The following is a 20,794-nucleotide window of genomic DNA, read 5'->3' on the forward strand; positions in this document are numbered from 1 at the left end:
GAGGGTCCGCTCAACAAAGCCAAAATCCCCTTAACTGCTAATTTTATGACCGGTTCTATTCAAGGATTACTGTGAAGATACTGCTGTTAACCCACACATTTAATGGTCTGAGTCAGCGGATGCTGGTTGAGCTGAGGCGGGATGGCCACCAGGTTAGTGTTGAGCTGGATATTCACGATTTGGTGATCGAGCAGGCCGTTGAGCTATTTGAGCCGGATCTGATCCTGGCTCCCTTTCTCAAACGCAAGATCCCGGCATCGGTGTGGCAGAAGATCCCTTGTCTGATCGTGCACCCGGGGCCTGTGGGGGACCAGGGGCCCTCAGCTCTGGATTGGGCGGTGCTAGAGCAGCCACAATCCTGGGGGGTCACTGTGCTGCAGGCAGAAGAGAAGTTTGATGCGGGCCCGGTGTGGGCGAGTCGTGAATTTGCGATGCGCCCTGCTCCCAAGAGTGCCCTGTATCGCCATGAGGTGACCGAGGCTGCGGTGGAGGCGACCCGGGAGGCGATAACTCGGATCCTGGAAGGGAGTTTCAAGCCTGAGCCGCCGCGAAGCAGCTCCTGGAAGCCACTGATGAAGCGAGCGCAGCGACAGGTGGACTGGTTATCGCAAACGACATCCGAGATCCTGCTTAGGGTCCATGCCAGTGATTCGGTGCCCGGAGCCCTGGCGACCCTTGGTGATGGGACCTATTTTCTGTATGGGGCGACCTGTGATTCGCAGCTTAAGGGCGAGCCCGGAAGGATCCTGGGGTGGCGAGGGGATGCGGTGTGTGTCGCGACCCGGGATGGGGCCGTGTGGATCAAGGCGCTGCGCCGTTATAGCGAGAGCTGTCACGAGAGCCTGAAGCTTCCGGCTACCGAGTTGCTTGCCGATGAGATCCTGAGCCTGCCGGAGCTTGTCAGAGAGCTGAGAGATGACTCTGTGAGCAGCTACCGGGAGAACTGGCTTGAGATCCGTGGTGAAGTGGGCTGCCTGCATTTTGATCCCCTCAATGGTGCACTGAATCCGGCTCAGGCAAGACGGCTGGCAGAGGCAACCCGTCAGGCCAAGCAAAGCGGTTGCAGGGTGTTGTTACTCAGTGGCAGTGAGGATTTTTGGTGCAACGGCATCCAGCTAAATTCCATTGAGTCCTCTGAAAACCCCGCCGATGCCTCCTGGGAGAGCATCAATGCGATGAATGATTGGGTACTGGAGCTCATTGAATCAACCGGTCTCTATCTTATCGCGGCGATGCAGGGAAATGCTGCAGCCGGGGGAGCCTTTGCTGCCCTTGCCTGTGATCGGGTGTGGGCCCGCGATGGAGTTGTACTCAATCCACACTATAAGAACATGGGAAACCTCTACGGATCTGAATACTGGACCTACCTGCTTCCCAAGCGATGCCAGGGGGAGCAGCTAACAATCCTCAAGTCGCAGCGCTTGCCGATGGGAGCACCGGAGGCTGCAGAGCTGGGTCTGGTGGATGAGGTGTTTAGCTGCACGCCTGAAGATTTCATGGAGCAGGTATGGTGCAAGGCTCAGCAACTGCTTGATGGGGGAGAGCTTGAGGAGCTGGTTCGGCAGAAAAGCACTCAGCGCCAGCGTGATGAAGCGAAAAAGCCCCTGGCAAAATACCGGGAGGAGGAGCTTGGCCGGATGCGACTTAATTTTTACGGTTGCGATCCCAGTTATCACGTGGCGCGCTATGACTTTGTGCGCAAGATCCCTCACTCACGAACTCCTATCTACCTGGCGACTCATAGAGACAGAACCAGGCAAGGTTAACCCATCCACAGGGGTTGTATTGGATGCTTGCCTGAATACCATGTCAGGCAACGCCAGTGAATATGAATCGCCTCTGAGGGGTTGTTTTACCCTTGTGCGATGACCCAGCCAGAAAATTTGAAAAATTAACTAATAACTCTTCAGGCTTTTTATTGCACTTCCATACTATGGGTAGGCTACAGAGGTGGAGATGTTCACTGAGGGTTAATAAATTAATTTATATTCAATGCATGAATCTTTTTCATGTGATTTATAACTAACTGCTTAATTATTATTTGGCTACTCCTGAGCGTTCAGGTTTCAGCGGGTTTGAAAAGTAGCTTAATTGAATATCTGAGTATGAGAGTGAATTGTTCAGCTTTGGTTCGGATTTACCCGGGTAGTATCAGCAGAGAACTCAAATAATTTAACTATTATTTAAAAACTTTACTTTCTATGGAGGGATATAATATGTCAGATTCTGACGAAGATAAAAAAGGAAAGTGGGAAGATGGAGAAAAAAAGGAATTTGATAGTCATTATGGCACAGGGGATTTTTCTGTTGTTTGTATCAATAAAACAGAAATGATCAAAGGTGCTGAATCCGCGACAAATGTTGGCATAAGGAACCATAATATTGTTGGTTCTGAAAATCTGTTTAATTTTGGGTTGCTAACCGAAATGTCACTCTCGGTCAAGGCGGAATTTCTTGCCAAGGGCAAAAGTTTCACCCTGGAGCACGGAAAAATAGTGAATGAGGAGATGGTGCTCAATGAGAAGCTATCAGATATTCAAGCCAGTGTTACCAGGGTCCAGGGGAGCGTTACCCAGGTTCAGGATAATTCGACCAGAGCGAACAACGCATTGATTAATGTGATAGATCGTCATATTGAAACCTCTAATGAACGGCTTACTACGGCGGAGAGAAATCTGGAGAGTACTCAGCAGCGCTTATCTAATATTGGAGATTGTGTTGAGCAGATTGGTTTATGTGTCGCTGATGTGGATTCAAAAGTAGAAAATATACAGGACGATATAACGACAATAGAAAATAGAGTGGAGAGCGTTGAAACCAATGTACAAAATAATAGCAACTCCATTATAGCTGGTGGGGTAGCTATGTTTGGGTTAACACTGGCTATGTTTTCCTAATTATTTCTCGGGGCGATCATACCAGCGCATAAAGTAGTGCTGTCTGGTTGTAAAATAGACTTTGAACTCTAATCGCTCATAGAGTTTCTTGGCAGGGTTGGCTTTTAATACTGCAAGTGAAGATGACTTACCCTTCTCTTTTGCATTCTCAATCACATCGAGCAGTAGCAAGGTGCCAATTCCCTGCTTTTGATATTCGGTCACCAGTTGAATATCATCGATCACTATCTCATCCTTGAATTCGGTCAGTGTCAGGCGGCCAATAGGTTTTTTGTGGTGGCAGATGATCTGAGTTCCGTTTCGGCGAAACCCTCTTTTTGCATACTGGGCTTCGCGTTGATGGTGCTCACCCCAGGTTGCTTCGATATAGGGCCACAGAGTGCTTCTGGCCAATGCATTGACAAAAACCTCATCACTATGTCGGGCTGGCCGCAGATAAATACCATTCATCGATTCTTTCCGCTGTTTGATCGCAAAGGATATGCTAGGGGCGATTATTGTATTTTCTTTCCTGGGAGAGAGCGTGTCATTTCATGCGAATTTGGCGAGCTGGGGTGTGTCAATTCATGCGCTTCTCAGCTTTTTGGGAAAAGAGTCTCGAGAAGAGCACAGGAGCGCTTGACCCGTCTATAGGTATAGGGTTGATAATTCAAAGCATCGAATCGGGGGAGTGCAGATGCTGACAGTGACACAGCTTGCCAGAAAGTGTGGTATTTCACGAACGGCCGTTCTTTACTATGAGCGGATCGGGTTACTGAAACCAAGCCGACGCTCAGCCAATGGCTATCGCTGGTATGACGAGGGTGCAATCAAACGCCTTGAGGCGATTATCGGCTATCGTTCGTTCGGGGTGGCACTCCAGGAGATCCCGCTCCTGTTAGCGAAGCAGGGAAGTATGGCGCAGCAGCAGATCCTGCAGCGCCAGTTCAATACTCTTGAGCAGGAGATACAGAGACTTCGCCTGCAACAACGGGCGATCATGAAGCTGCTGGAGCAGCCACAACTACTGGAGGAAAATATGGTGACCAAACAGCGTTGGGTAGAGATCATGCGGGCTGCGGGCTTTAGTGAGCAGGATATGCATAACTGGCATAAACAGTTTGAGAAGATGGAGCCAGAGGCTCATCAGGAGTTTCTGGAGTCACTGAGCATCAGTAGCGATGAGATCAGTAAGATCCGTGCCTGGTCTAAGTGATAGGGTTGCAGAGGATGGGGAGTCCATCCTCTGCCGGGTCAGGATCAGGCTTTTGTGATCTTGACGGCGGTGCCATAGGCCAATAGCTCAGACATTCCCTGGGCAATGGCACTGGTAGTGAAGCGGACGCAGACAATGCCATCGGCACCCATTGCCTGGGCGTCCTGGATCATCCGCTCCTGAGCCTTGGTTCTGGCTTCGGTCAACATCTCGGTGTAGCCTGCGATCTCGCCGCCAACCAGGTTTTTCAGATTCGCCATGATATTACGGCCGATATGCTTGGACTGCACCATGTTTCCGGTGACGACGCCAAGGGTCTGGGTGATCCGATAGCCGGTGATCTCTCCGGTCGTACTCAGTGGGATCATGATTATTTATCCTCATCCAGCTCTGAATCGATGACACTGGCATCCTGATGATGTCCACAGTGGGGGCAGATGGAATCACCCGTGATAATGATCGCTTTACAGTTTTTACAGCGCATCTTGCGGGTTTTAAACCACAGGACAATCGCAAAGATAACCACAGCGATAGCGACCACAATAAAGACGTTGACGAAGATCGTCAGGATGAAGATCAGGATCAGCAAGCTTACCAGCACGCCAATCATGGAACGGATACCACGCAGTATTCTTGAACCTAATTCTGAAGCCATAGATAGGTCTCCACTTGTGAATAAAACCCCCGGCACACGACAGGATGCCTAATCAGCACCTTAGCCCAATGACTCCATCCTAGCAGAAGCTTGGGGGAGCTGGCGATCGTTTCGTATACACTGGATGGTCAGATCAAAGCATAACTCACTATTGGCACAAAGCTGAGTCCGCAAGCTGCAGAAAGATTCCAGGCTGAATCGACAACTCTTGAGCCTGGCAGCATGGAGCAATTCATGGTGCAGGCATCGGCAGATAACAGCTTAATCGACCCAAATAAAAATACTCAATCGAATTTTTTTATGAATAAGCGTGAGCTATTGATAGCTGATTTGCCGGTAGTCTATCTTTCAAAAATAAACAGAACATAGCTGTGTTCATCAATATAGTTTTTGAGAAACCTCCTATGATTGAAGCCCTCTTGCGCCTGTGTATCCGTAGGCTGCGCTCTGTTTAGTCCTGTCTCTGATATGTTATAAAGATCTATCTCGTCAGCTGAACTAGCGTCTTTTATTGAGATAAGGAGTGTTATGCCGGTTAAAGTTCCCGATAATCTGCCAGCGACAGGGATCCTCGAATCAGAGAATATCTTTGTGATGTCCGAAACAAGAGCGGCGCATCAGGATATTCGACCGATAAAAGTCCTAATTCTTAATCTGATGCCAAATAAGATAGAAACGGAAACCCAGCTGTTACGCCTGTTGGGAAACACCCCACTCCAGGTGGATATCGATCTGCTGCGGATCCATGATAAAGAGTCTAAGCATACGCCGACCGATCACATGAATAACTTTTACTGTGACTTTGAGTCTGTCTGTCAGCAAAACTACGATGGCCTGATAGTGACCGGAGCCCCCTTAGGGCAGGTTGAGTATGAGGATGTCACCTACTGGGAGAGGATCCGTAAGATCATAGATTGGTCGCAGCACCATGTCACCTCGGTGCTGTTTCTGTGCTGGGCCGCTCATGCCGCCCTCTATCATCTCTATGGCCTGACCCGCAGGCTGTTGCCATCCAAGCGTTCGGGGGTGTTTTGGCACAGCCGTCGCGATGAGCACTTTCCGCTGCTGCGGGGATTTGACGATGAGTTCCTGGTGCCTCACTCACGTTATGCAGAGATGAGTCTTAATGAACTCAAGAATCACCCCGAACTGCAGGTTCTGGCTGAATCCGATGAGGCGGGGGCTTATATCGCCCTGAGCCGGAATAATCGTAATCTCTTTGTGATGGGACACCCGGAGTATCAAAAGGGCACTCTCAGAGATGAGTACTTTCGCGATCTGGCTGCCGGGCTGGCTCCCCAGGTTCCCAGCAACTACTTCAGGGATGATGATCCCAGCCAGCAGCCGATTGCCCGCTGGCATGGTCATGGGCACCTCTTGATCAGCAACTGGCTCAACTATTATGTCTATCAGCAGACGCCATATAACCTTGATGATATGAGTGGCATGACTCCCTGGGAGAGACAGATATGAATACACAGAAGCGGCCTTACAGAGCCTAAGACCATTGAGAATCGTCGGCTCAGAGATTGTTTAACGGATTGCGGATGAGGCTCCAGGGGAGCTGGGCTCCCCTGTTGCACAAAGGCTGGATAAACCCCGCTTATAGAGTCTTTACACTGTAGTTATAGGTTCGACCTAGCCCTGGCTCACCTGTAATGGAGATCTGCACCCTGGCATACCAATACCAGGAGTAATGGCCCCCACCGTACTGCGCAGGCAGTTTGCCCGCAGATACACCTGATCGCCTCTGTGCACCTTATCAAAATTGACATACTCAGTTGCATGGCCACCTACAGTGCTACCGGTATTCTCTACCGTGACATGAACATCGTTCAGGTTTTTGTTGGAGGGCAAGTTGATGGCAATGGCATTCCAGGTCGACCTCCCGGTACATGCGTAGCTGCCAAGTTCCAGATTATCAGCAAAGTAATCAAGCTGTGCCGGGAGCGTGCGGTGAACATAGGCGGCTCCAACGACCCCCTGATACCTGGGATCCTCTGTGACCAGTAGCCTAAAGCTTCCGGTTGTCTGCTGGGCTGCGCCCTGATTGTTTCTTAGCTTGATATAGGTGGGCTTAAGGATAATATCCATTTTGCTGTGATCGGCACTATACCTGTGGGTCACTGTAAAGGGTTCTGATTGCTGATCCGGGATAAAAGTGGAACTATTGATGAGATAGTGGGGGCGCTGCCTGGCCAGCTCCGGAACCGACACAGTTGCAACATGCGCTCCTATCTGGCTGATAGCCTGGGTATCGTTGAAATGGATATTGCCATGGTATGGGATATTCCAAGGGGATGGTGTCACATCGACCATCCAGCGCTTATCATCAGCCAGAGGATGACTTAAAACAATACTCCTGAAGATATCCTGCTCTTTGGACAGATGGTTGTATTGCAGTAGTGCAGGGCGCACCCCAACATCGTCCCTTTGACTCAGATCTGAATAGATATAGGACCCGGTTGCGCTCAGGGCTTCCTCAAGAGAGTGGTCTTGCTTTGACTCCAATGATCTTTGTAAAAAGTCGTTGTCAGAGGAGCGCCTTGGATCGACAAATACAGGCGTCATTCCGGTGAGTTCCTGAATCTGCGCAAACAGATCTTTTTGCAGCCTGAGAGCTCCTTCAAGCTGCTCACGGCTCTTATCCGGATAGTGCTGCTGTAGGAGATCAAGAGTTGGGAGCACATCTTCAATTGATAAGATGGGCTGAGTGTATCGATCCAGTTCAGCATGAGTGACTGGCTTGGAGGCTAGCCCGGAAACTATCTGAATCACTCTATTATTGTGTGAGTTTCTGACAACATTCATTCCAGAAATGCCAGCATAATTCAGATAAACCTCCTTGAGGACTTCAACAGATTTATCCAGATTGGCATTTAACTTTTCAATGCAGTGCTCGATTTGAGCCTGGCAGACCTGCTCATTAAATCCCTCCTGCAGTGAGATTAGACTCACTAACTTGCGTGTAACTTCCGCAGCTTCAGGGTTGGAATGATCCTGGTGATAGTGTTCATAAGCGGCCAGAGCATGTAGCTTCATCTGATGCCATTTCAGGATAGAGGTTAAGGTTCTGGTTAAGTGTTCCTGAACCATTAGCGCTAAATAGGGGGTGACCACATGATAACCGGGATTGTCAGAGTCAGGGTTTGAATGGCGGAACTTAAACTCATAGCCAGCTTGCCCGGACAGATCCCTTCCTGCGTAATAGCGATCTGAGATAGTTTCAAAGTAACGATTGACGGAGGAGGGTTGCGGAACATAGGGGCGGGAGGTTCCGGTATTCGATTCAGAGTCAAACAGGGCGCTATAGTTCTGGTAGTACTGCTGGCTCAAAATATCATAGATAGCGTTAAGCTCAGTGGCTTGTGGGATATATGTTTCAAGGCTGCCCCCTTGTTGAAATAGCGCCTCTTTGAGCTCGACCTGATAATGATCAAACCCGGATGACACATGATTTTCGGCAGTGAAAAATGGCTTCATGATCGCACTGTTATACATATCCTGTAGCAGGGATAAGATGTGATCGGTTTTTTCACTCAGAGCGACCACCAGATCTTTTACCTCCATCAGAAGATTGGTCATCTGATTGATCTGCTCATGTAAGTCTGAGCCTGTTGACGGTGAGAGAAAGTCACAGGTTGCTCCGCGAGTGGACTCACAGATCTTACCCACTGTGGATTGCACAAGCCAAAAGGCGCTTGAGTTGAGCATTCCCATCCCAAAATTGGAGAAAAATGTGCTCAGAAAAGTCGGTGTTGGAGATGGAGCTGCGTATCTTGCGGGTGGTGTTTCATGATTTTGGGATAGCCAGTGTTCTCTTACGTTGTTCAGCACCCCATTAAACTCCGAACGCTGTCCGGACTGCTGATAATGATTGAGTGTCGAGACCAGGGAGATGGGGGCTTCAATCAGCCTTGTTTTCAGTGCTGAGCCCTTATCTATCATCTGTGAATAAAAACAGGCATTGCCTGGCCGACACAGGGTGATACGAAACTTTTCAGGTAAAGCATCTGCAGCGAGCCTTTTTTCGACTTTGCGAGTGGCGCTAGTAATCTGCAGCTTTTCTATTAGCTGATTTTCTTGTCCATTTGGAGCAGAAAAATAGAGATCATAATGCCCATCAGAAACAAGGACCCTGCTTATTGGTATGCCAAGATAGATGTATTTTTTGGACTCTGAGCTTTCGGAAAAAGGGAGTGCATCAGATGGGGGAATAAACAGGAACAAAAACAGAGCATAACCGATATAGCGCCAGGTCATATACCACATGATGGTACCTCCTTTGTATAGGGGGAGATGATTGCCGAGTCGTTGAACTGAACTAAAGCTACCGTTACCCTAAATCATTTTTTTGCCTGTAAGCTCCTCCGTACTATTCGCTGTCTGTTATTAAAGTCATCCCGAATTTACTAAACCCCATCTTTTCAATCCAGGAATAAGTGGATGAATATTAGTCAGCGCAGGCCTCGTATGGGCTAGTTGATATGCGGCCAAGAGGGGTCACAGCCTGGCAATTCAGTCCGCTATGATTGCTTCAGCGCCCAATCCGGGAGATTGATTATACTGAAGATGAAGCCTTTAAATGGAGTTTCGAGATGGCTCGTATTTTCAGTCTGCTCCTGTTTTTACCTGTGTTACTTCTGACGTTCTGCGTTCAGGCTCAATCTCGTGTTTTATTGCTGACAGAAGAGTGGAAGCCGTTTAATTTTGTTCAGGGGACTCAGATTGTCGGGCTGAGTACAGAGTTGGTCGAGTCGATGTTTGAGCGCGCCGAAATCGACTATCAGATCCGTTTGCTGCCCTGGAGTGGTGCCTATCAGAAAGCTTTGGATCGTCCAGAGGCGATGCTGTTTACCACCAGTCGCACCGAGAAGCGCGAGAAGCTGTTTAAGTGGATTGGTCCCCTCTATCCAAGAAAGACCTCTCTTTATAAGCTTAAGAGTCGTCTGGATATCCAGATCAGGCAGGACTCAGATCTAAAAAAATACCGAATCGGTGTATTGCAGGGGGGAGCTGTGCAGGGAGAGCTGGATGCGCTTGGCCTGAAAGAGGATCTCCATTACTTTACGGTGCGGCGTACCGAGCTAAATATTGAGAAGCTGTTTCGTGACAGGGCCGATCTGATCCCCGGTGCCGATTTATGGTTTAAAAATCAGGTCAAAGCGAGTGGCTTTTCACCTGAGGAAGTACAGCAGGTATTCGTGATTAGTGACAAGGGGGGCTATTATCTGGCGGCTAACCTGCAGACGCCGGATGAGGTTGTCCAAAAGCTGCAAGATGCCCTTGATGTACTGATTCAAGAGGGGCTGAGGGAGAAGCTCATTAACAAATACAGCCAGCAATTGCAGTGAATCTACCCGGGCTATCTCCATATCGCTGTGTCATCAATAAATGAGATACTTCCATGTTTGATTGATATTTGAGCATCAGATAACGGTGGCATGCAAAAATATAATATTCCTAATGTTATAGCTGTTGTTTATTTTTTACAGCAGAATTATTTAATTTATATTATCCTCTCAGAATAAGAAAAATCATATTGAGCACAATTTATTGTATTCGTGATTATGACAGATGGATAATAAGTTATGGATTTACTAAAGAATATTCATGAAACGTTAGTTAATGAAAAAAATCAGGGTAGTCCACAGATAGAGGCTTGTGATCTCTTTAATCTTGGACTCGATGGTCTGGAAGGGACATTCATTGAGAATAATCCTCTGATTCGAGCTCAAGAGATATTTACTCGCGCAAGAGAGTTGATTCAGTCTGCACAGAGTGAGGTCCTGATTTCTCTTTATAAATTTCAAAGTGATTCAGATGGCGCTTTGGAGATAATGAGAGGGCTTCAGTTTTTAAGTGAAAACCGCCGCCAGGTCAAAGTAAGAGTGGTTGTGAATAAAAAATCAGGGCCTGCGACCTTAGTTGGATCATCCAGGAAAAGGCCTCCTATAGATTACCAGGAATTTCAAAGGCAAGATTTAGAGCCTTTTGATATCAATATTGCGGATCATAAGCATAAATTTGTTAACTCTAATCACTCAAAAGTAATAGTTGTTGATGGGAAGGTGGCTATTGTCATGAGTGGAGATCCATCATTGAAGAATAACTTTACTGAAGATGCCTGGATGGAGATTGGAAGTATTGTTCATGGTGGTGTGGTTCAATCTATACGCAACCATTTTGTAACCTTATGGAGTGCAGAAAATGTATCATTAAATCATGGGGTTACCGATAAGGTTATGTTGCAACAGGCCAACATTAAGAAGCATTACTACAGAGGCGGAGATGGGATCTTATACCTTGGTAAATCAAGGTCATCTGATATGTTAAAAAGGTATGCTTCTCCTTATAAAATTGCATTGCTTATGCTACTTGAGCAGGCGAGTGAAAGTGTTAATCTGATGTGCAACAATATTAATGATCCGGATATTATTAATGCTCTTGCGGCATGTGTTCACAGAGGGGTTGTGGTTAAAGTTCTGGTTGGGCGCTACCATGGTGAAACGGCTGAGTCGATCCCCCTTGCAGGAGGAAGTAATTTAAAATCTTTGCAAAAATTGATGGCGTTATCTGAGGGGAATGGGCAGGAAAACCTATTAGTTCACTGGGCGTGTGATAAGAAGGGACATTTGACCCAGAATATGGGGGCGGGCACAATTCATGCGAAACTTGTTCTTGTGGATAGTGAGTATATATTGACAGGATCTTCGCTACCAGATTTGCAATCATGCTACCATTCGAGAGAATCTGATCTGCTAATCCGATCAAAAGAGCATGCACAAATTTATCATGATACAATTTTTTATCCGGTGTTGAATATTAGTATTAGTCAAGATAATTACGCAGATGTTCAAATTGTCAGTAGAGAGCAGATAAAAAGATCTCTTCCTCATGCAAGGGATCAGAATACGATTTTAATGCTTATTGAAAATTATATTAATATGCGTGAGCGAGAGAGGCGGTTTTATAAATTCAGGAGAATATTCAGAGGCTCATCCTACGATAGAACATCAAAAATATCAGCTGCCATAAAATTAAAAATGTTGGTTGAAAGTGATATGAGACAGTCAGGACAAGCACCCTCTTTCCAAGAGCAACTATTATATGAATGGGAGATTCAAGATCTGGAGATGACTTCATCTGAGCTGAAAGCTCTACAAGATGGATTGTTGAAGAGTCTATATTTAGCAGTGAACCAGCTCAGAGGAGAAGAGATAAAAATATCTAGAATTCAATGATGAAGAAGTGTGTGCTATTGGAATATTTATATCTATAGCCGAGGATGCAGGAGTGATGATTCGAATACTACTCCTACATCTATTTATGACTGTTTCTATTTTCTTGGCTCTAATCATCTTCTTGTGCTCACTCAGGGGGGAGTAAGCCCTGCATTCAAGGATTTAATCAACCTGAGCTGCGCATAAGAGGGGAACTAAAAGCCCAAGCTGCGATCTGATCGTTTGTCCAGAACCATCAATCGCCAAGGAGCTTGGGCATGATCAATTTAGAAGCTATTTTCGTTGATGTCGATGATTTCTGTCAGGTCTTTCTACCCGCTTGGCAAAAACAGCAGATCTCCTTAGGTGTGAAGCAGCGGAACAGACCCTCTCGCCTGGCTGTCAGTGAAGTGATGACCATCGTCATCGCATTCCATCGTTTGGGATTCCGAGACTTTAAATCCTATTATCTTCAGTTCGTATGTAAGTACTGGAAAAGCGAGTTCCCCGGCCTGGTGAGTTACACCCGGATGTTGAAATTGATGCAAACGACCCTTGTCCCTTTGTGCTCCTATCTCACCCACAGACAAGCAAAACCTACTGGGATTGCATTCGTCGACTCAACAAAACTTCAGGTTTGCCATAACCTTCGCATCCCTCGACATCAAGTATTTGAAGGTGCTGCCAAGCGTGGCAAAGGAACCATGGGGTGGTTTTATGGATTTAAATTGCACCTTATCATCAATGATCAAGGTGGTGTTATCTCGGTCAAATTAACCCCAGCCAATGTTGATGACAGAACTCCTCTTCCTGAAATGTGCGAGCAGCTCTGGGGTTCACTCTATGGAGATAAAGGCTATATTTCAGGACCACTTGCAGAAGAGCTGGCAGACCAAGGGGTCACATTAATTACCAGCATCAGGAAGAATATGAAACCAAAGTTGATGCGGCTATGGGATAAGCTGATGCTTCGCAAACGCTTCATCATTGAAACCGTCTTTGATCAGCTGAAGAACATCTCTCAGATAGAACACTCACGGCATCGTAGCTGCGTCAGCTTTATGGTGAATCTCCTTGCTGGCCTCATTGCATATACCTTCCAGGAAAAGAAGCCGAGCATCCGAATGTCTCGGCTTGAAAAGGAAGAGCTTATGCAGATCTGAGGTTAATCAATGGTAAATGAGTCTTCAATGAATCTGTTCAGGTACTCACGCGGACTTCTGGCCGCCAAGCTGAATTGATCTTTATTATGTGTGTCTATGATTATAACTTGACGTCCCCCTATAAATAGCATATTGAATTTATGGCCAAACGAGTGATGCTTATAATCTCCAGAGATAGTGTAAACATTATTTGCTTGCATCTGTGCAATAGCTTGACTTACAGAAAGGCCATCTTGGTCATTATCTCCTGAGGCTATTTTAGGGAAATGATAATTCCATCGCTGCTCCCTGCATGCCCCATTCTGGATAAAATAGGAAACATTATCGGCGCAATGAACACAATTACCTCTTCCACTCACATGGCAGTTTCTATATATCTCACTGGCAGATGTATTATGTATAAGAATGTCATGGGTACTATATGTGCTAATATCAAAAGCGTTACCAACAGTATAGCTTTGGCAGAGTCTTTCAATATTAGTATGCTGATAAATTCTCTGTAATCCAGACTCATGGCTGAGTCCAGGGTTCATTTTGATGAACTCAAGATAATAGTCAATCAGTTGTTGACCCTTTCCCTTAGAAAAGGATCTGCGTTGATGGACAATTACATTATGCTTATCCAAGAGGCTCATTGCTTCATTCGATATTGCGTTAACTATTATGCTTGCAGCACAGATGTTTCTATTTGTTTTCTCTTCACTGAAGTATGTTTTCTTTGAAAATCGCTTGCTAAGCCACCTGTTTCTATCGGCAGCATACATATTCAGCACTAGAGAAAGCTGTCTTATTACATATGAATAATCCAGTTCATTCAGATTGTTTCTAATTCTTCTGTCGTAATCAATGAGATAAATGTTCGGCATGATTTTTATTCTTTTGTTATTTATTTTTGAATGGTCAAGCAGAGTACTCAACACTGCTTGACCAATCGGGAGAGCTCAGAGATTCACCTGTACATTATGACTAGGGTGATCTTGAGCGAACATCTGCTCCAGCTCTAACTGACCGATTATATTTGTCAGAGCTGCTCTTCCCCGGATTGAGCTCATTTCCTGAGGAACACTATGAATAAAGAATATTCTCTCCCTTGCTGCATGGGGCTCATTCGTTTTACCACAGTCGTTATCTAAACTAAAAAGTCGTTTTCCACCCGTATTATCATCTTGATAGTTATCGTGACCAGTTATGTGATTTGTAACCGCATTTGGGTATATATCCATTAACCTGTTATTCCCTATAGGCGCTCTATCTCTCCAATTTTCTTTTCTAACCCAAACCACTTCGTATAATATCATTCCTCTTTGAAATGTATTTATTTTACCTCGAATAACAGCAGATAAGTATTGATTCATAATATCTACTTTTTCTGCGAAGCTATGGGGTGTTTCTTCGGTATCGGGTCTCTGGGAAAAACAATTTTGATCTTCTGGATTTTGAATCAGTAACCATAATGTACGGAATAATTCACCCGTGATGGGAGCATGTGAAAAGAATGTTTGGCTTGGAATGTCAAAATGGAATAACTGATAGGCATCATTAAAAACAGTCTGGTAGCGGGCTTGTTGCTGCACTGATATGATCGATTGATGGAATTGTTCTGGACTTGGCTCATGGCCGCCCTGATGTATGGCTCTGAACGCATTATCATGGTTACCATAAATGGCAATCAGGTTAACACCACGGCTCCTTACCTGGGATATCAACTCAAGCTTTGCCTTATCATGAGGATTTCGATCGGCAAGTATGTCTCCGAGAAAAAGGATCGTAAGGCTTGGATCGACATTGATTTGAATTATTCCTTGGGCTATGTATTGTTCGATAATTTCGGGAGAAGGGGCTTGAAGCAATCTTTTGTACTGTACCGGACCGATCTCTATGGTTCCCAGGCGAATAAAATGATCCAGGGCTTTTTGGAAGTTTCCGTGGATATCCCCATAGGCAGCCAAGCGGATCTCTCCTACACGAGGAGAATCATTTAATTTTTTAGGGATTTTCTTATCTTTAGAATCAAATATTATTTCAGTTGAATATAGCTGTTCCAGGATATAGTGGTTACCAAATTGCCTTCTTATTGGATCTGGAATCTGAATTTCATCTGCTCTATGCAAATTATTGAGGAGATTAAGTAGTGCCTCTCCGGTGCGCCCGTTATTCCGGGTTAGCTTTCCCCAGCGATTGGGATCTCTTTGAGCTGATATAGGCACTCCATTTTCGAAAGTAACCTTGTACCATCTTTCTTTGTGGCGAGCTTTTATTTTAAATCTTTTTTCATCAATACCTTGTTGGCGGACGGTTCTGCGGATGTTATTGATATGTATTACATCCATGAAACTTAAGCGGATATAATCAGGCATGTTTTTCCTTTTGATATGTTATTATTGTTTGTTCTATTTCCCTTATACCATTATTGAATTAAATGTTCTTTCAGAACAGAACCATAGTTTTACTTTTGAATACAAATTAAGATAACTAGAGACTCTTTGGATCATATCTTCTGACTATGGAAATAGATAGAAGAGGGGCCTGTTATCTATGCTTCGATGACTAATTGGTGTTGAGTGCCAGTTGTTTCCTTACCCAGCTCAGCGACGACTCAATATCTTCGAAATACTCCATGGTAAATGGCGTATTTTCGACCAGATGGGCCAGGTGGTTCATCACCATCTTTTGCATATGCATGCTGGGGATCACAGCCATGCAGCGCATATTGTTCTCAACAAACCAACTGATGTTTGCATCAAAATACGCAACAACCGGGGGCGTGGCCAGCTCCCACTCGCGCATATCAGCAACAGCTCCCCAGGGGGCGTGATCTAAACTGGATTGGCAGTGTTCCTTCATCTGTGCGATCTCTTGCTGGGCGGTTTGAAGGTTCCAACCACCAATTAAGGTGACCACCATGATCTGCTCATCGAACAGCTGGGTATCAATGATGAAGCGTCCATGTTCTTTGAGTCCCATCGAAAACCCCTGTGCTTAGTTTCGATCTAATTATAGCTTCGGGCTCCCAAGGCTTGATGGGGAAAGGCACAGATCCTGGTTCTACGATTATGGTGCTAAGTGAGAAATGGCTAAACTGAGGTTAAGCCATTTATCTTGTTAGGCTTGGAGGGAGAGTGGAGTCATTAGATAACAAAATGCATGGTGGCTTCGAGTTAACCACTATCGGCTCTATCCTGCTTACCGAAGGCTATGGCCCATGGAATGAGAAGACTGCAGAGGCATTTTGTGAGCAAATGAAACTTAAGATCCCTGAGTTTGCCGGTGCTCCCTGGGCCAGCCTGATTGACCAAAGGCTGTGGGAACTTGGGACACCCAGGGTATGGGAGCTCTTTGATGAGCAGTTGAAGTATATGGTGGCCCATGGTTTAGCCTGTCAGGCTATTTTGCCCAATTCAAATATGTATAAGCACATGACTAAGCAACATATCAGCAGAGCCTCATCGGACGATCTGAAAGTCGAATATTTCACCGACTATGATGAGGCGCTTGAGTGGTGCCTGACCCAGCTCAAACAGGCTAAGGCTAAGAACTAACCCTTGTTGTGTTACTCAATCTCATTTTTGCCTGGGGCTATTTGGCTATTTGGCTATTTGGCTATTTGGCTATTTTCCCTTAGGTGTGAAGGAAGCTTGTTCAAGAGTGTAAACTTTTAGGCTACCTTGAGTTGGCAAAACAACAGGAGCTAATCATGTGCGGCCGTTTCTTCACAGACATTGGACTTTCGGAGTGGGTGAGTCACAGCGTCGGTTTTGACTACCAGGTTGAAGTGAGTCCTGATGTTCGCCCGACTCATAGCCTGGCTTGTATCATCTCTGACGCTGGTATTCTTCAACAGCGATCTCTTCAATGGGGGATCAAACCGGCTTGGGCAAATAAGTTGATTATCAATGCACAGGCCGAAACCGTGGCGACCAAGCCAACCTTTCGCGGTGGGTTTCGCTTTGCCCGATGTCTCATCCCCTGCTCCGGGTGGTATGAGTGGCATGAGAAGCAAAAATATAGCTTCAATAGCCCTGAACCAGTGCTGATGGCAGGTATTGGCTTGGAGGGAGGCCGCTCCGTCGTGATCTTAACGACGGAGGCAACCGGGAGCTGTAGAGATTATCATCATCGGATGCCGCTGATCATCCCAAAACACTCCATGATAAGCTGGTTACAGGCCGATCCAGAGACCGCCGCGCACTTGTTATCAAACTATGAGGATCATCATTTACAAGTGGCATTGAGCGGCTGATGGCTCGGGTTACACTGTGATAAGTATCCATAAGGTCGCACCCAAATGAGATTTTCCCGAATAAGCGTTGTCATGATTGGTTTAGCATTCATAGCTCTCATGAGTGCCTGCTCTTCCAACACCCAGGAGCAGAAAGCGAGCTACCGCTGGTGTGAAAACACAGGCATACCAGGGAGCAATTACTGCTCTGCTCCTATGACCCGGCAGGCCTGCGAAGCAAAAATAACCGCATGCCAAAACCCAAAGAAAGGCACCCAGGTGAAGCCCTGGTTATGTGGGGAGTGTGTTAATGGGGCTGACTGAAGTCAGCTTTTTTCAGCTTCGCAGAATGATTGTCGGGGTGCCGACAGCACCTTACTTTTGTCCCGCCAAAAGTAAGCAAAAGCTCTCTATGCGAGATGCATTTATCATCCCTGATAAACTCCTCCAGCTCGATGATGACCATCCTTGGTCATCTATCCCAGTTCAGCTTCCTGCTTCTCGTTCCATTACCCTTGGGGTAATTTCACCCTATCTCGCGTTTCGTGACTCTGAGAGTCACTTCACCCCTCCATCAAGCGCCGATGCTCGACACCTGCTGAACAGGATGTGCGAATGTCGAGAAAAGCAGGAAGCCTGAGAACGACCTGTCTCGAAATGAAAAACTGTCAGATTATCGTGCTCCTCTGTGCTCGCTAACGGGGAGTGAAAACACTCGTTGGCTAGTGTCTATTTGACAGATGTTGTTTTATTTTGATGTTCGGTAAAACTCCGTAGAGATTGCTTCTACGTAGAATTAGCATCGCTTTGTCGCCGTAGCGATCACTAGCAGTGAATTACCATCAAAGTGTGCACAATCCATGGCCATAAATTTACTCAAGATCAATTAATTATTTGACATTAAAATTTGGCGACTCAATAATTTATGAAGTGAATCCAAAATACATAAGATCAATATGAATACTCCTGATATTGTCACAAAAGAAGAGCTAAAATCTCCAATTAAAACAAATGAGGCTGAAGTCTGGGTTCAGTGTCTTTTGAAAAGATTTCATCAAACTGAAGAATCAAAGCAGTTTTACTTTTTAAAAAAAGGGATTGTTCAAGACATTGTGGATGAGTTACTGCCCCTTTCTAAGTATGCTACATATGCCTATGATAATCCTGACATCTATCTAAAATTTTACCCTGGTTCATTAACATCCTATGATGCTGATTTTATTGATATAAATGGAAGGTTAATTGAAAGAGTAGAAGTCACTATGGCCTTGGATGGACAACAAGAGAGGATTCAGTCTGAATGTCTCATAAAACACGGTTTTACTCCCATTTACCAAACTCCCAAGTTCTCAGGAAAAGCAAAGGATAGAGAAATAGAAGAATGGGGACACGACCTAATAGAATCTGATGTGGTAATTAAACAACAAGCTGAGTTGATACAATCAGTTTACAATAAGAAGGTTAATAAAATTCATAAATACCCAAATACAACACTACTAATTGGTATGAACGCTCATCTTCTTATGAGCTGGGAGTACGAAGAGATTATAGGTAAAATAGTATTAAATAAACCAACATTTCAAAGTGTCAAACTTGTTAATATTGCAAACGGTCAATTTTGGGACTTAGAGTAGAAGGAGATACGCAAGATCAGTAATCCACATTTAGCTAAGGTCTTACCCTCTGTTTTCTAATGTCACATAGCGAGACAGCCTTAATGGCAAAGGGATAACTGCTTTCGTTAGAAAGCGATAGTAATAATTCAAGAGCTTATTCGTTCGAGGCAGGATGCCGAGCCGCGCAGCTCGATGGAGGGACTCATCGCGCGGAGCGAGGTTTTGCCTACTTTTGACGATACAAAAGTAGGGCGCCGCCGGTCGCCTACCGGCATATGCAGCGAAGCTGCAATAATTCCGTCCGAAAGACAATCGGCACAGAGTGCTGAAACCCTAGCCCGTAGGGCTAAATGACTTTCCGTCCGAAGGACAATCAACACCATGTGTTGAAAACTATTCTCGCCCGCAGGACATCAGCTCCCGGAACTGAATCTCTCCGCCCGTTAGGGCACTTGTGCCGGAGGCACAAAAAAGCCCGAATAACTCGGGCTTTTCACACCTCAAATGAGAAAGTCAGCGATTAAGCGACTTTGCTCACCATGATCCGTAGGATCTCATTGTCGGTTTCACACATGGAGCCGTTCGCCAGGGTAGAGAGGTTACGGATGGTGGTGTCCACATCATCGGCAACGATCCCTTCCTGACCGGTCACCCGGATGCCGTCCAGTGCCATCAGGGCAGCTTTTACCGCGGCGCTGGCAGAGGAGGAGACCTTCATCGCACAGCTGGTCTTGGCACCGTCACAGATGATACCGGCGATATCACCAATCATGCTGCAGATTGAATCGCTGATCTGCTTGAACTCACCGCCCAGCAGCCAGGTCATGCCGGCTACCGCACCCATGGATGCTGTGGTCGCGCCACACAGGGCAGACAGCTTGTGCTGGTAGCTCTTGATGTAGATAGCCATCAGGTGCGACATCATCAGGGCACGGATGGTGGCTTCTTCGCTGGCCTGGATCTCATCGGCCACCACAACAACCGGCATGGTCGCAGCGATCCCCTGGTTACCTGAACCTGAGTTACTCATGGCTGGCATCATGGCGCCATCCATACGGGCATCGGAGGCTGCAGAGGTGCGACGCAGTACGTTGTTCAGCAGATCCTTACCCAGCAGGCCACGCTCCTGGTTACGACCGAAGGTCGCACCGATCTGCAGGCCATAGGTACCGTTCAAACCTTCCTGAGACAGGGCGTTGTTCAGGTTGTAAGCCTCAGAGATGAAGCGGATATCCTCCAGCGGTGCATTGAGGGCAAACTCGTAAACATCTTCAGCTTTGGCTTCAGTAAATGGGTTGCATGCTGCAGGCTCATCATTGCCGGCAGACTCCTTGCCTGCTTCAAACAGTATCTCACCGTTTTTCTCGATGCGGATGATTGCGGTGTGGCTGTCGGCGATCACCACCCGAACCTCATCTTCGCCATCGCTGACAGTGGTCTCGGCATACAGGATGTTGTCTACTTCGGCAACACCGACAGTCACGTTTCCTGCATCGATCAGCGCCTTACCCTTGGCGACATCGGCGTCGGTCAGGTTCTTCAGTACTTCCAGCTTCGCTTGTGGATCGCCAGCCAGTGCACCGACTGCGGCGGCGATATGCAGACCCACCATACCTGTACCAGGAACGCCAACACCCATACCGTTCTTCATCAGGTTCGGAGAGACCAGCGCCTTGATGGTCTTAGGTTCATGGTTGAGATAGGTCATCGCGGTTGCGGCGGCCATGGCCACGGATACCGGCTCGGTACAACCCAGAGCAGGAACAACTTCACGCTTAACAACTTCAATAAACTGGGGCCAAAGATGCGTTTTCATAATAATTTAC

19 protein-coding genes are annotated in these 20,794 nt (G+C 46.4%); 11 read left to right on the top strand and 8 right to left on the bottom strand.

Annotation, left to right across the window (positions count from 1 at the left end):
• Positions 1–71 precede the first annotated feature (71 nt).
• Both DB847_RS03845 and DB847_RS03850 read left to right on the top strand, forming a co-directional pair.
• Positions 72–1,766 carry a hydrogenase maturation protein gene (locus DB847_RS03845; RefSeq protein ID WP_108649529.1) on the top strand — a complete coding sequence of 565 codons (1,695 nt, stop codon included), beginning with the start codon at positions 72–74 and terminating at the stop codon, positions 1,764–1,766.
• Positions 1,767–2,216: 450 nt separating this feature from the next.
• The gene (locus tag DB847_RS03850; RefSeq protein ID WP_108649530.1) at positions 2,217–2,897 is read left to right on the top strand and encodes a hypothetical protein; all 681 of its coding nucleotides are present in this window, start codon (positions 2,217–2,219) and stop codon (positions 2,895–2,897) included.
• Here DB847_RS03850 and DB847_RS03855 read toward each other — a convergent pair whose 3' ends face one another.
• Complete coding sequence (locus tag DB847_RS03855; RefSeq protein ID WP_108649531.1) at positions 2,898–3,347, bottom strand: GNAT family N-acetyltransferase; 450 nt, start codon at positions 3,345–3,347, stop codon at positions 2,898–2,900.
• Positions 3,348–3,573: 226 nt separating this feature from the next.
• On the opposite strand from DB847_RS03855, the gene DB847_RS03860 reads away from it, so the two are divergent.
• Positions 3,574–4,092, top strand: a complete 519-nt coding sequence (locus tag DB847_RS03860; protein WP_108649532.1) for a MerR family DNA-binding transcriptional regulator — start codon at positions 3,574–3,576, stop codon at positions 4,090–4,092.
• A 44-nt stretch (positions 4,093–4,136) separates the two neighbouring features.
• Here the strand turns inward: DB847_RS03860 and DB847_RS03865 are convergent, their stop codons facing one another.
• A complete protein-coding gene (locus DB847_RS03865) occupies positions 4,137–4,460 on the bottom strand; it encodes a YbjQ family protein (RefSeq protein WP_108649533.1) in 324 nt (107 codons plus the stop codon).
• 2 nt (positions 4,461–4,462) lie between these two features.
• Positions 4,463–4,747 (bottom strand): hypothetical protein, encoded by a 285-nt coding sequence (locus DB847_RS03870; protein WP_108649534.1) that lies wholly within the window; start codon positions 4,745–4,747, stop codon positions 4,463–4,465.
• A 528-nt stretch (positions 4,748–5,275) separates the two neighbouring features.
• Here DB847_RS03870 and metA point away from each other — a divergent pair.
• A complete protein-coding gene (gene metA / locus DB847_RS03875) occupies positions 5,276–6,220 on the top strand; it encodes a homoserine O-acetyltransferase MetA (RefSeq protein ID WP_108649535.1) in 945 nt (314 codons plus the stop codon).
• A 165-nt stretch (positions 6,221–6,385) separates the two neighbouring features.
• On the opposite strand, the gene DB847_RS03880 is transcribed toward metA, so the two are convergent.
• A complete protein-coding gene (locus DB847_RS03880; protein WP_108649536.1) occupies positions 6,386–9,019 on the bottom strand; it encodes a hypothetical protein in 2,634 nt (877 codons plus the stop codon).
• Positions 9,020–9,345: 326 nt separating this feature from the next.
• Here DB847_RS03880 and DB847_RS03885 point away from each other — a divergent pair, with 326 nt between their 5' ends.
• From DB847_RS03885 to DB847_RS03895, 3 genes are all read left to right on the top strand, one after another.
• On the top strand, positions 9,346–10,101 hold the full coding sequence (locus tag DB847_RS03885; RefSeq protein ID WP_159084375.1) for a substrate-binding periplasmic protein: 756 nt from the start codon (positions 9,346–9,348) through the stop codon (positions 10,099–10,101).
• Between the two features lie 237 nt (positions 10,102–10,338).
• On the top strand, positions 10,339–11,991 hold the full coding sequence (locus tag DB847_RS03890; RefSeq protein WP_108649538.1) for a phospholipase D-like domain-containing protein: 1,653 nt from the start codon (positions 10,339–10,341) through the stop codon (positions 11,989–11,991).
• Positions 11,992–12,248: 257 nt separating this feature from the next.
• On the top strand, positions 12,249–13,133 hold the full coding sequence (locus DB847_RS03895; RefSeq protein WP_108649539.1) for an IS982 family transposase: 885 nt from the start codon (positions 12,249–12,251) through the stop codon (positions 13,131–13,133).
• A 2-nt stretch (positions 13,134–13,135) separates the two neighbouring features.
• Here DB847_RS03895 and DB847_RS03900 read toward each other — a convergent pair whose 3' ends face one another.
• From DB847_RS03900 to DB847_RS03910, 3 genes are all read right to left on the bottom strand, one after another.
• Entirely contained in the window at positions 13,136–13,999 is an 864-nt protein-coding gene (locus DB847_RS03900) for a hypothetical protein (RefSeq protein ID WP_108649540.1), read from the bottom strand.
• 75 nt (positions 14,000–14,074) lie between these two features.
• Positions 14,075–15,490, bottom strand: a complete 1,416-nt coding sequence (locus DB847_RS03905; protein WP_108649541.1) for a metallophosphoesterase — start codon at positions 15,488–15,490, stop codon at positions 14,075–14,077.
• A 190-nt stretch (positions 15,491–15,680) separates the two neighbouring features.
• Positions 15,681–16,097: a hypothetical protein gene (locus DB847_RS03910; protein WP_108649542.1), complete on the bottom strand. Its 417-nt coding sequence runs from the start codon at positions 16,095–16,097 to the stop codon at positions 15,681–15,683.
• A 155-nt stretch (positions 16,098–16,252) separates the two neighbouring features.
• On the opposite strand from DB847_RS03910, the gene DB847_RS03915 reads away from it, so the two are divergent.
• The 4 genes from DB847_RS03915 (at position 16,253) to DB847_RS03930 (ending at position 18,986) form a co-directional block, all read left to right on the top strand.
• Positions 16,253–16,672: a hypothetical protein gene (locus DB847_RS03915; protein ID WP_159084376.1), complete on the top strand. Its 420-nt coding sequence runs from the start codon at positions 16,253–16,255 to the stop codon at positions 16,670–16,672.
• Positions 16,673–16,803: 131 nt separating this feature from the next.
• On the top strand, positions 16,804–17,373 hold the full coding sequence (locus DB847_RS03920) for an SOS response-associated peptidase (protein WP_159084377.1): 570 nt from the start codon (positions 16,804–16,806) through the stop codon (positions 17,371–17,373).
• A 289-nt stretch (positions 17,374–17,662) separates the two neighbouring features.
• Positions 17,663–17,992: a hypothetical protein gene (locus tag DB847_RS03925; RefSeq protein ID WP_108649545.1), complete on the top strand. Its 330-nt coding sequence runs from the start codon at positions 17,663–17,665 to the stop codon at positions 17,990–17,992.
• A gap of 316 nt (positions 17,993–18,308) precedes the next feature.
• A complete protein-coding gene (locus DB847_RS03930) occupies positions 18,309–18,986 on the top strand; it encodes a hypothetical protein (protein WP_108649546.1) in 678 nt (225 codons plus the stop codon).
• A gap of 502 nt (positions 18,987–19,488) precedes the next feature.
• Here the strand turns inward: DB847_RS03930 and DB847_RS03935 are convergent.
• Positions 19,489–20,784, bottom strand: a complete 1,296-nt coding sequence (locus DB847_RS03935; RefSeq protein WP_108649547.1) for an L-cysteine desulfidase family protein — start codon at positions 20,782–20,784, stop codon at positions 19,489–19,491.
• Between the last annotated feature and the right edge of the window lie 10 nt (positions 20,785–20,794).

The sequence above is a fragment of the Dongshaea marina genome (assembly GCF_003072645.1).
GTDB classification, from domain to species: domain Bacteria; phylum Pseudomonadota; class Gammaproteobacteria; order Enterobacterales; family Aeromonadaceae; genus Dongshaea; species Dongshaea marina.

Excerpts from the sequence above, each read along its gene's own strand:
- DB847_RS03930 (WP_108649546.1), top strand. The coding sequence starts at position 18,309 with ATGAATACTCCTGATATTGTCACAAAAGAAGAGCTAAAATCTCCAATT.
- DB847_RS03900 (WP_108649540.1), bottom strand. The coding sequence starts at position 13,999 with ATGCCGAACATTTATCTCATTGATTACGACAGAAGAATTAGAAACAAT.
- DB847_RS03910 (WP_108649542.1), bottom strand. The coding sequence starts at position 16,097 with ATGGGACTCAAAGAACATGGACGCTTCATCATTGATACCCAGCTGTTC.
- DB847_RS03850 (WP_108649530.1), top strand. The coding sequence starts at position 2,217 with ATGTCAGATTCTGACGAAGATAAAAAAGGAAAGTGGGAAGATGGAGAA.
- DB847_RS03925 (WP_108649545.1), top strand. The coding sequence starts at position 17,663 with ATGGGGCTGACTGAAGTCAGCTTTTTTCAGCTTCGCAGAATGATTGTC.
- metA (WP_108649535.1), top strand. The coding sequence starts at position 5,276 with ATGCCGGTTAAAGTTCCCGATAATCTGCCAGCGACAGGGATCCTCGAA.
- DB847_RS03855 (WP_108649531.1), bottom strand. The coding sequence starts at position 3,347 with ATGAATGGTATTTATCTGCGGCCAGCCCGACATAGTGATGAGGTTTTT.
- DB847_RS03870 (WP_108649534.1), bottom strand. The coding sequence starts at position 4,747 with ATGGCTTCAGAATTAGGTTCAAGAATACTGCGTGGTATCCGTTCCATG.
- DB847_RS03880 (WP_108649536.1), bottom strand. The coding sequence starts at position 9,019 with ATGTGGTATATGACCTGGCGCTATATCGGTTATGCTCTGTTTTTGTTC.
- DB847_RS03890 (WP_108649538.1), top strand. The coding sequence starts at position 10,339 with ATGGATTTACTAAAGAATATTCATGAAACGTTAGTTAATGAAAAAAAT.
- DB847_RS03860 (WP_108649532.1), top strand. The coding sequence starts at position 3,574 with ATGCTGACAGTGACACAGCTTGCCAGAAAGTGTGGTATTTCACGAACG.
- DB847_RS03865 (WP_108649533.1), bottom strand. The coding sequence starts at position 4,460 with ATGATCCCACTGAGTACGACCGGAGAGATCACCGGCTATCGGATCACC.
- DB847_RS03905 (WP_108649541.1), bottom strand. The coding sequence starts at position 15,490 with ATGCCTGATTATATCCGCTTAAGTTTCATGGATGTAATACATATCAAT.
- DB847_RS03885 (WP_159084375.1), top strand. The coding sequence starts at position 9,346 with ATGGCTCGTATTTTCAGTCTGCTCCTGTTTTTACCTGTGTTACTTCTG.
- DB847_RS03895 (WP_108649539.1), top strand. The coding sequence starts at position 12,249 with ATGATCAATTTAGAAGCTATTTTCGTTGATGTCGATGATTTCTGTCAG.
- DB847_RS03935 (WP_108649547.1), bottom strand. The coding sequence starts at position 20,784 with ATGAAAACGCATCTTTGGCCCCAGTTTATTGAAGTTGTTAAGCGTGAA.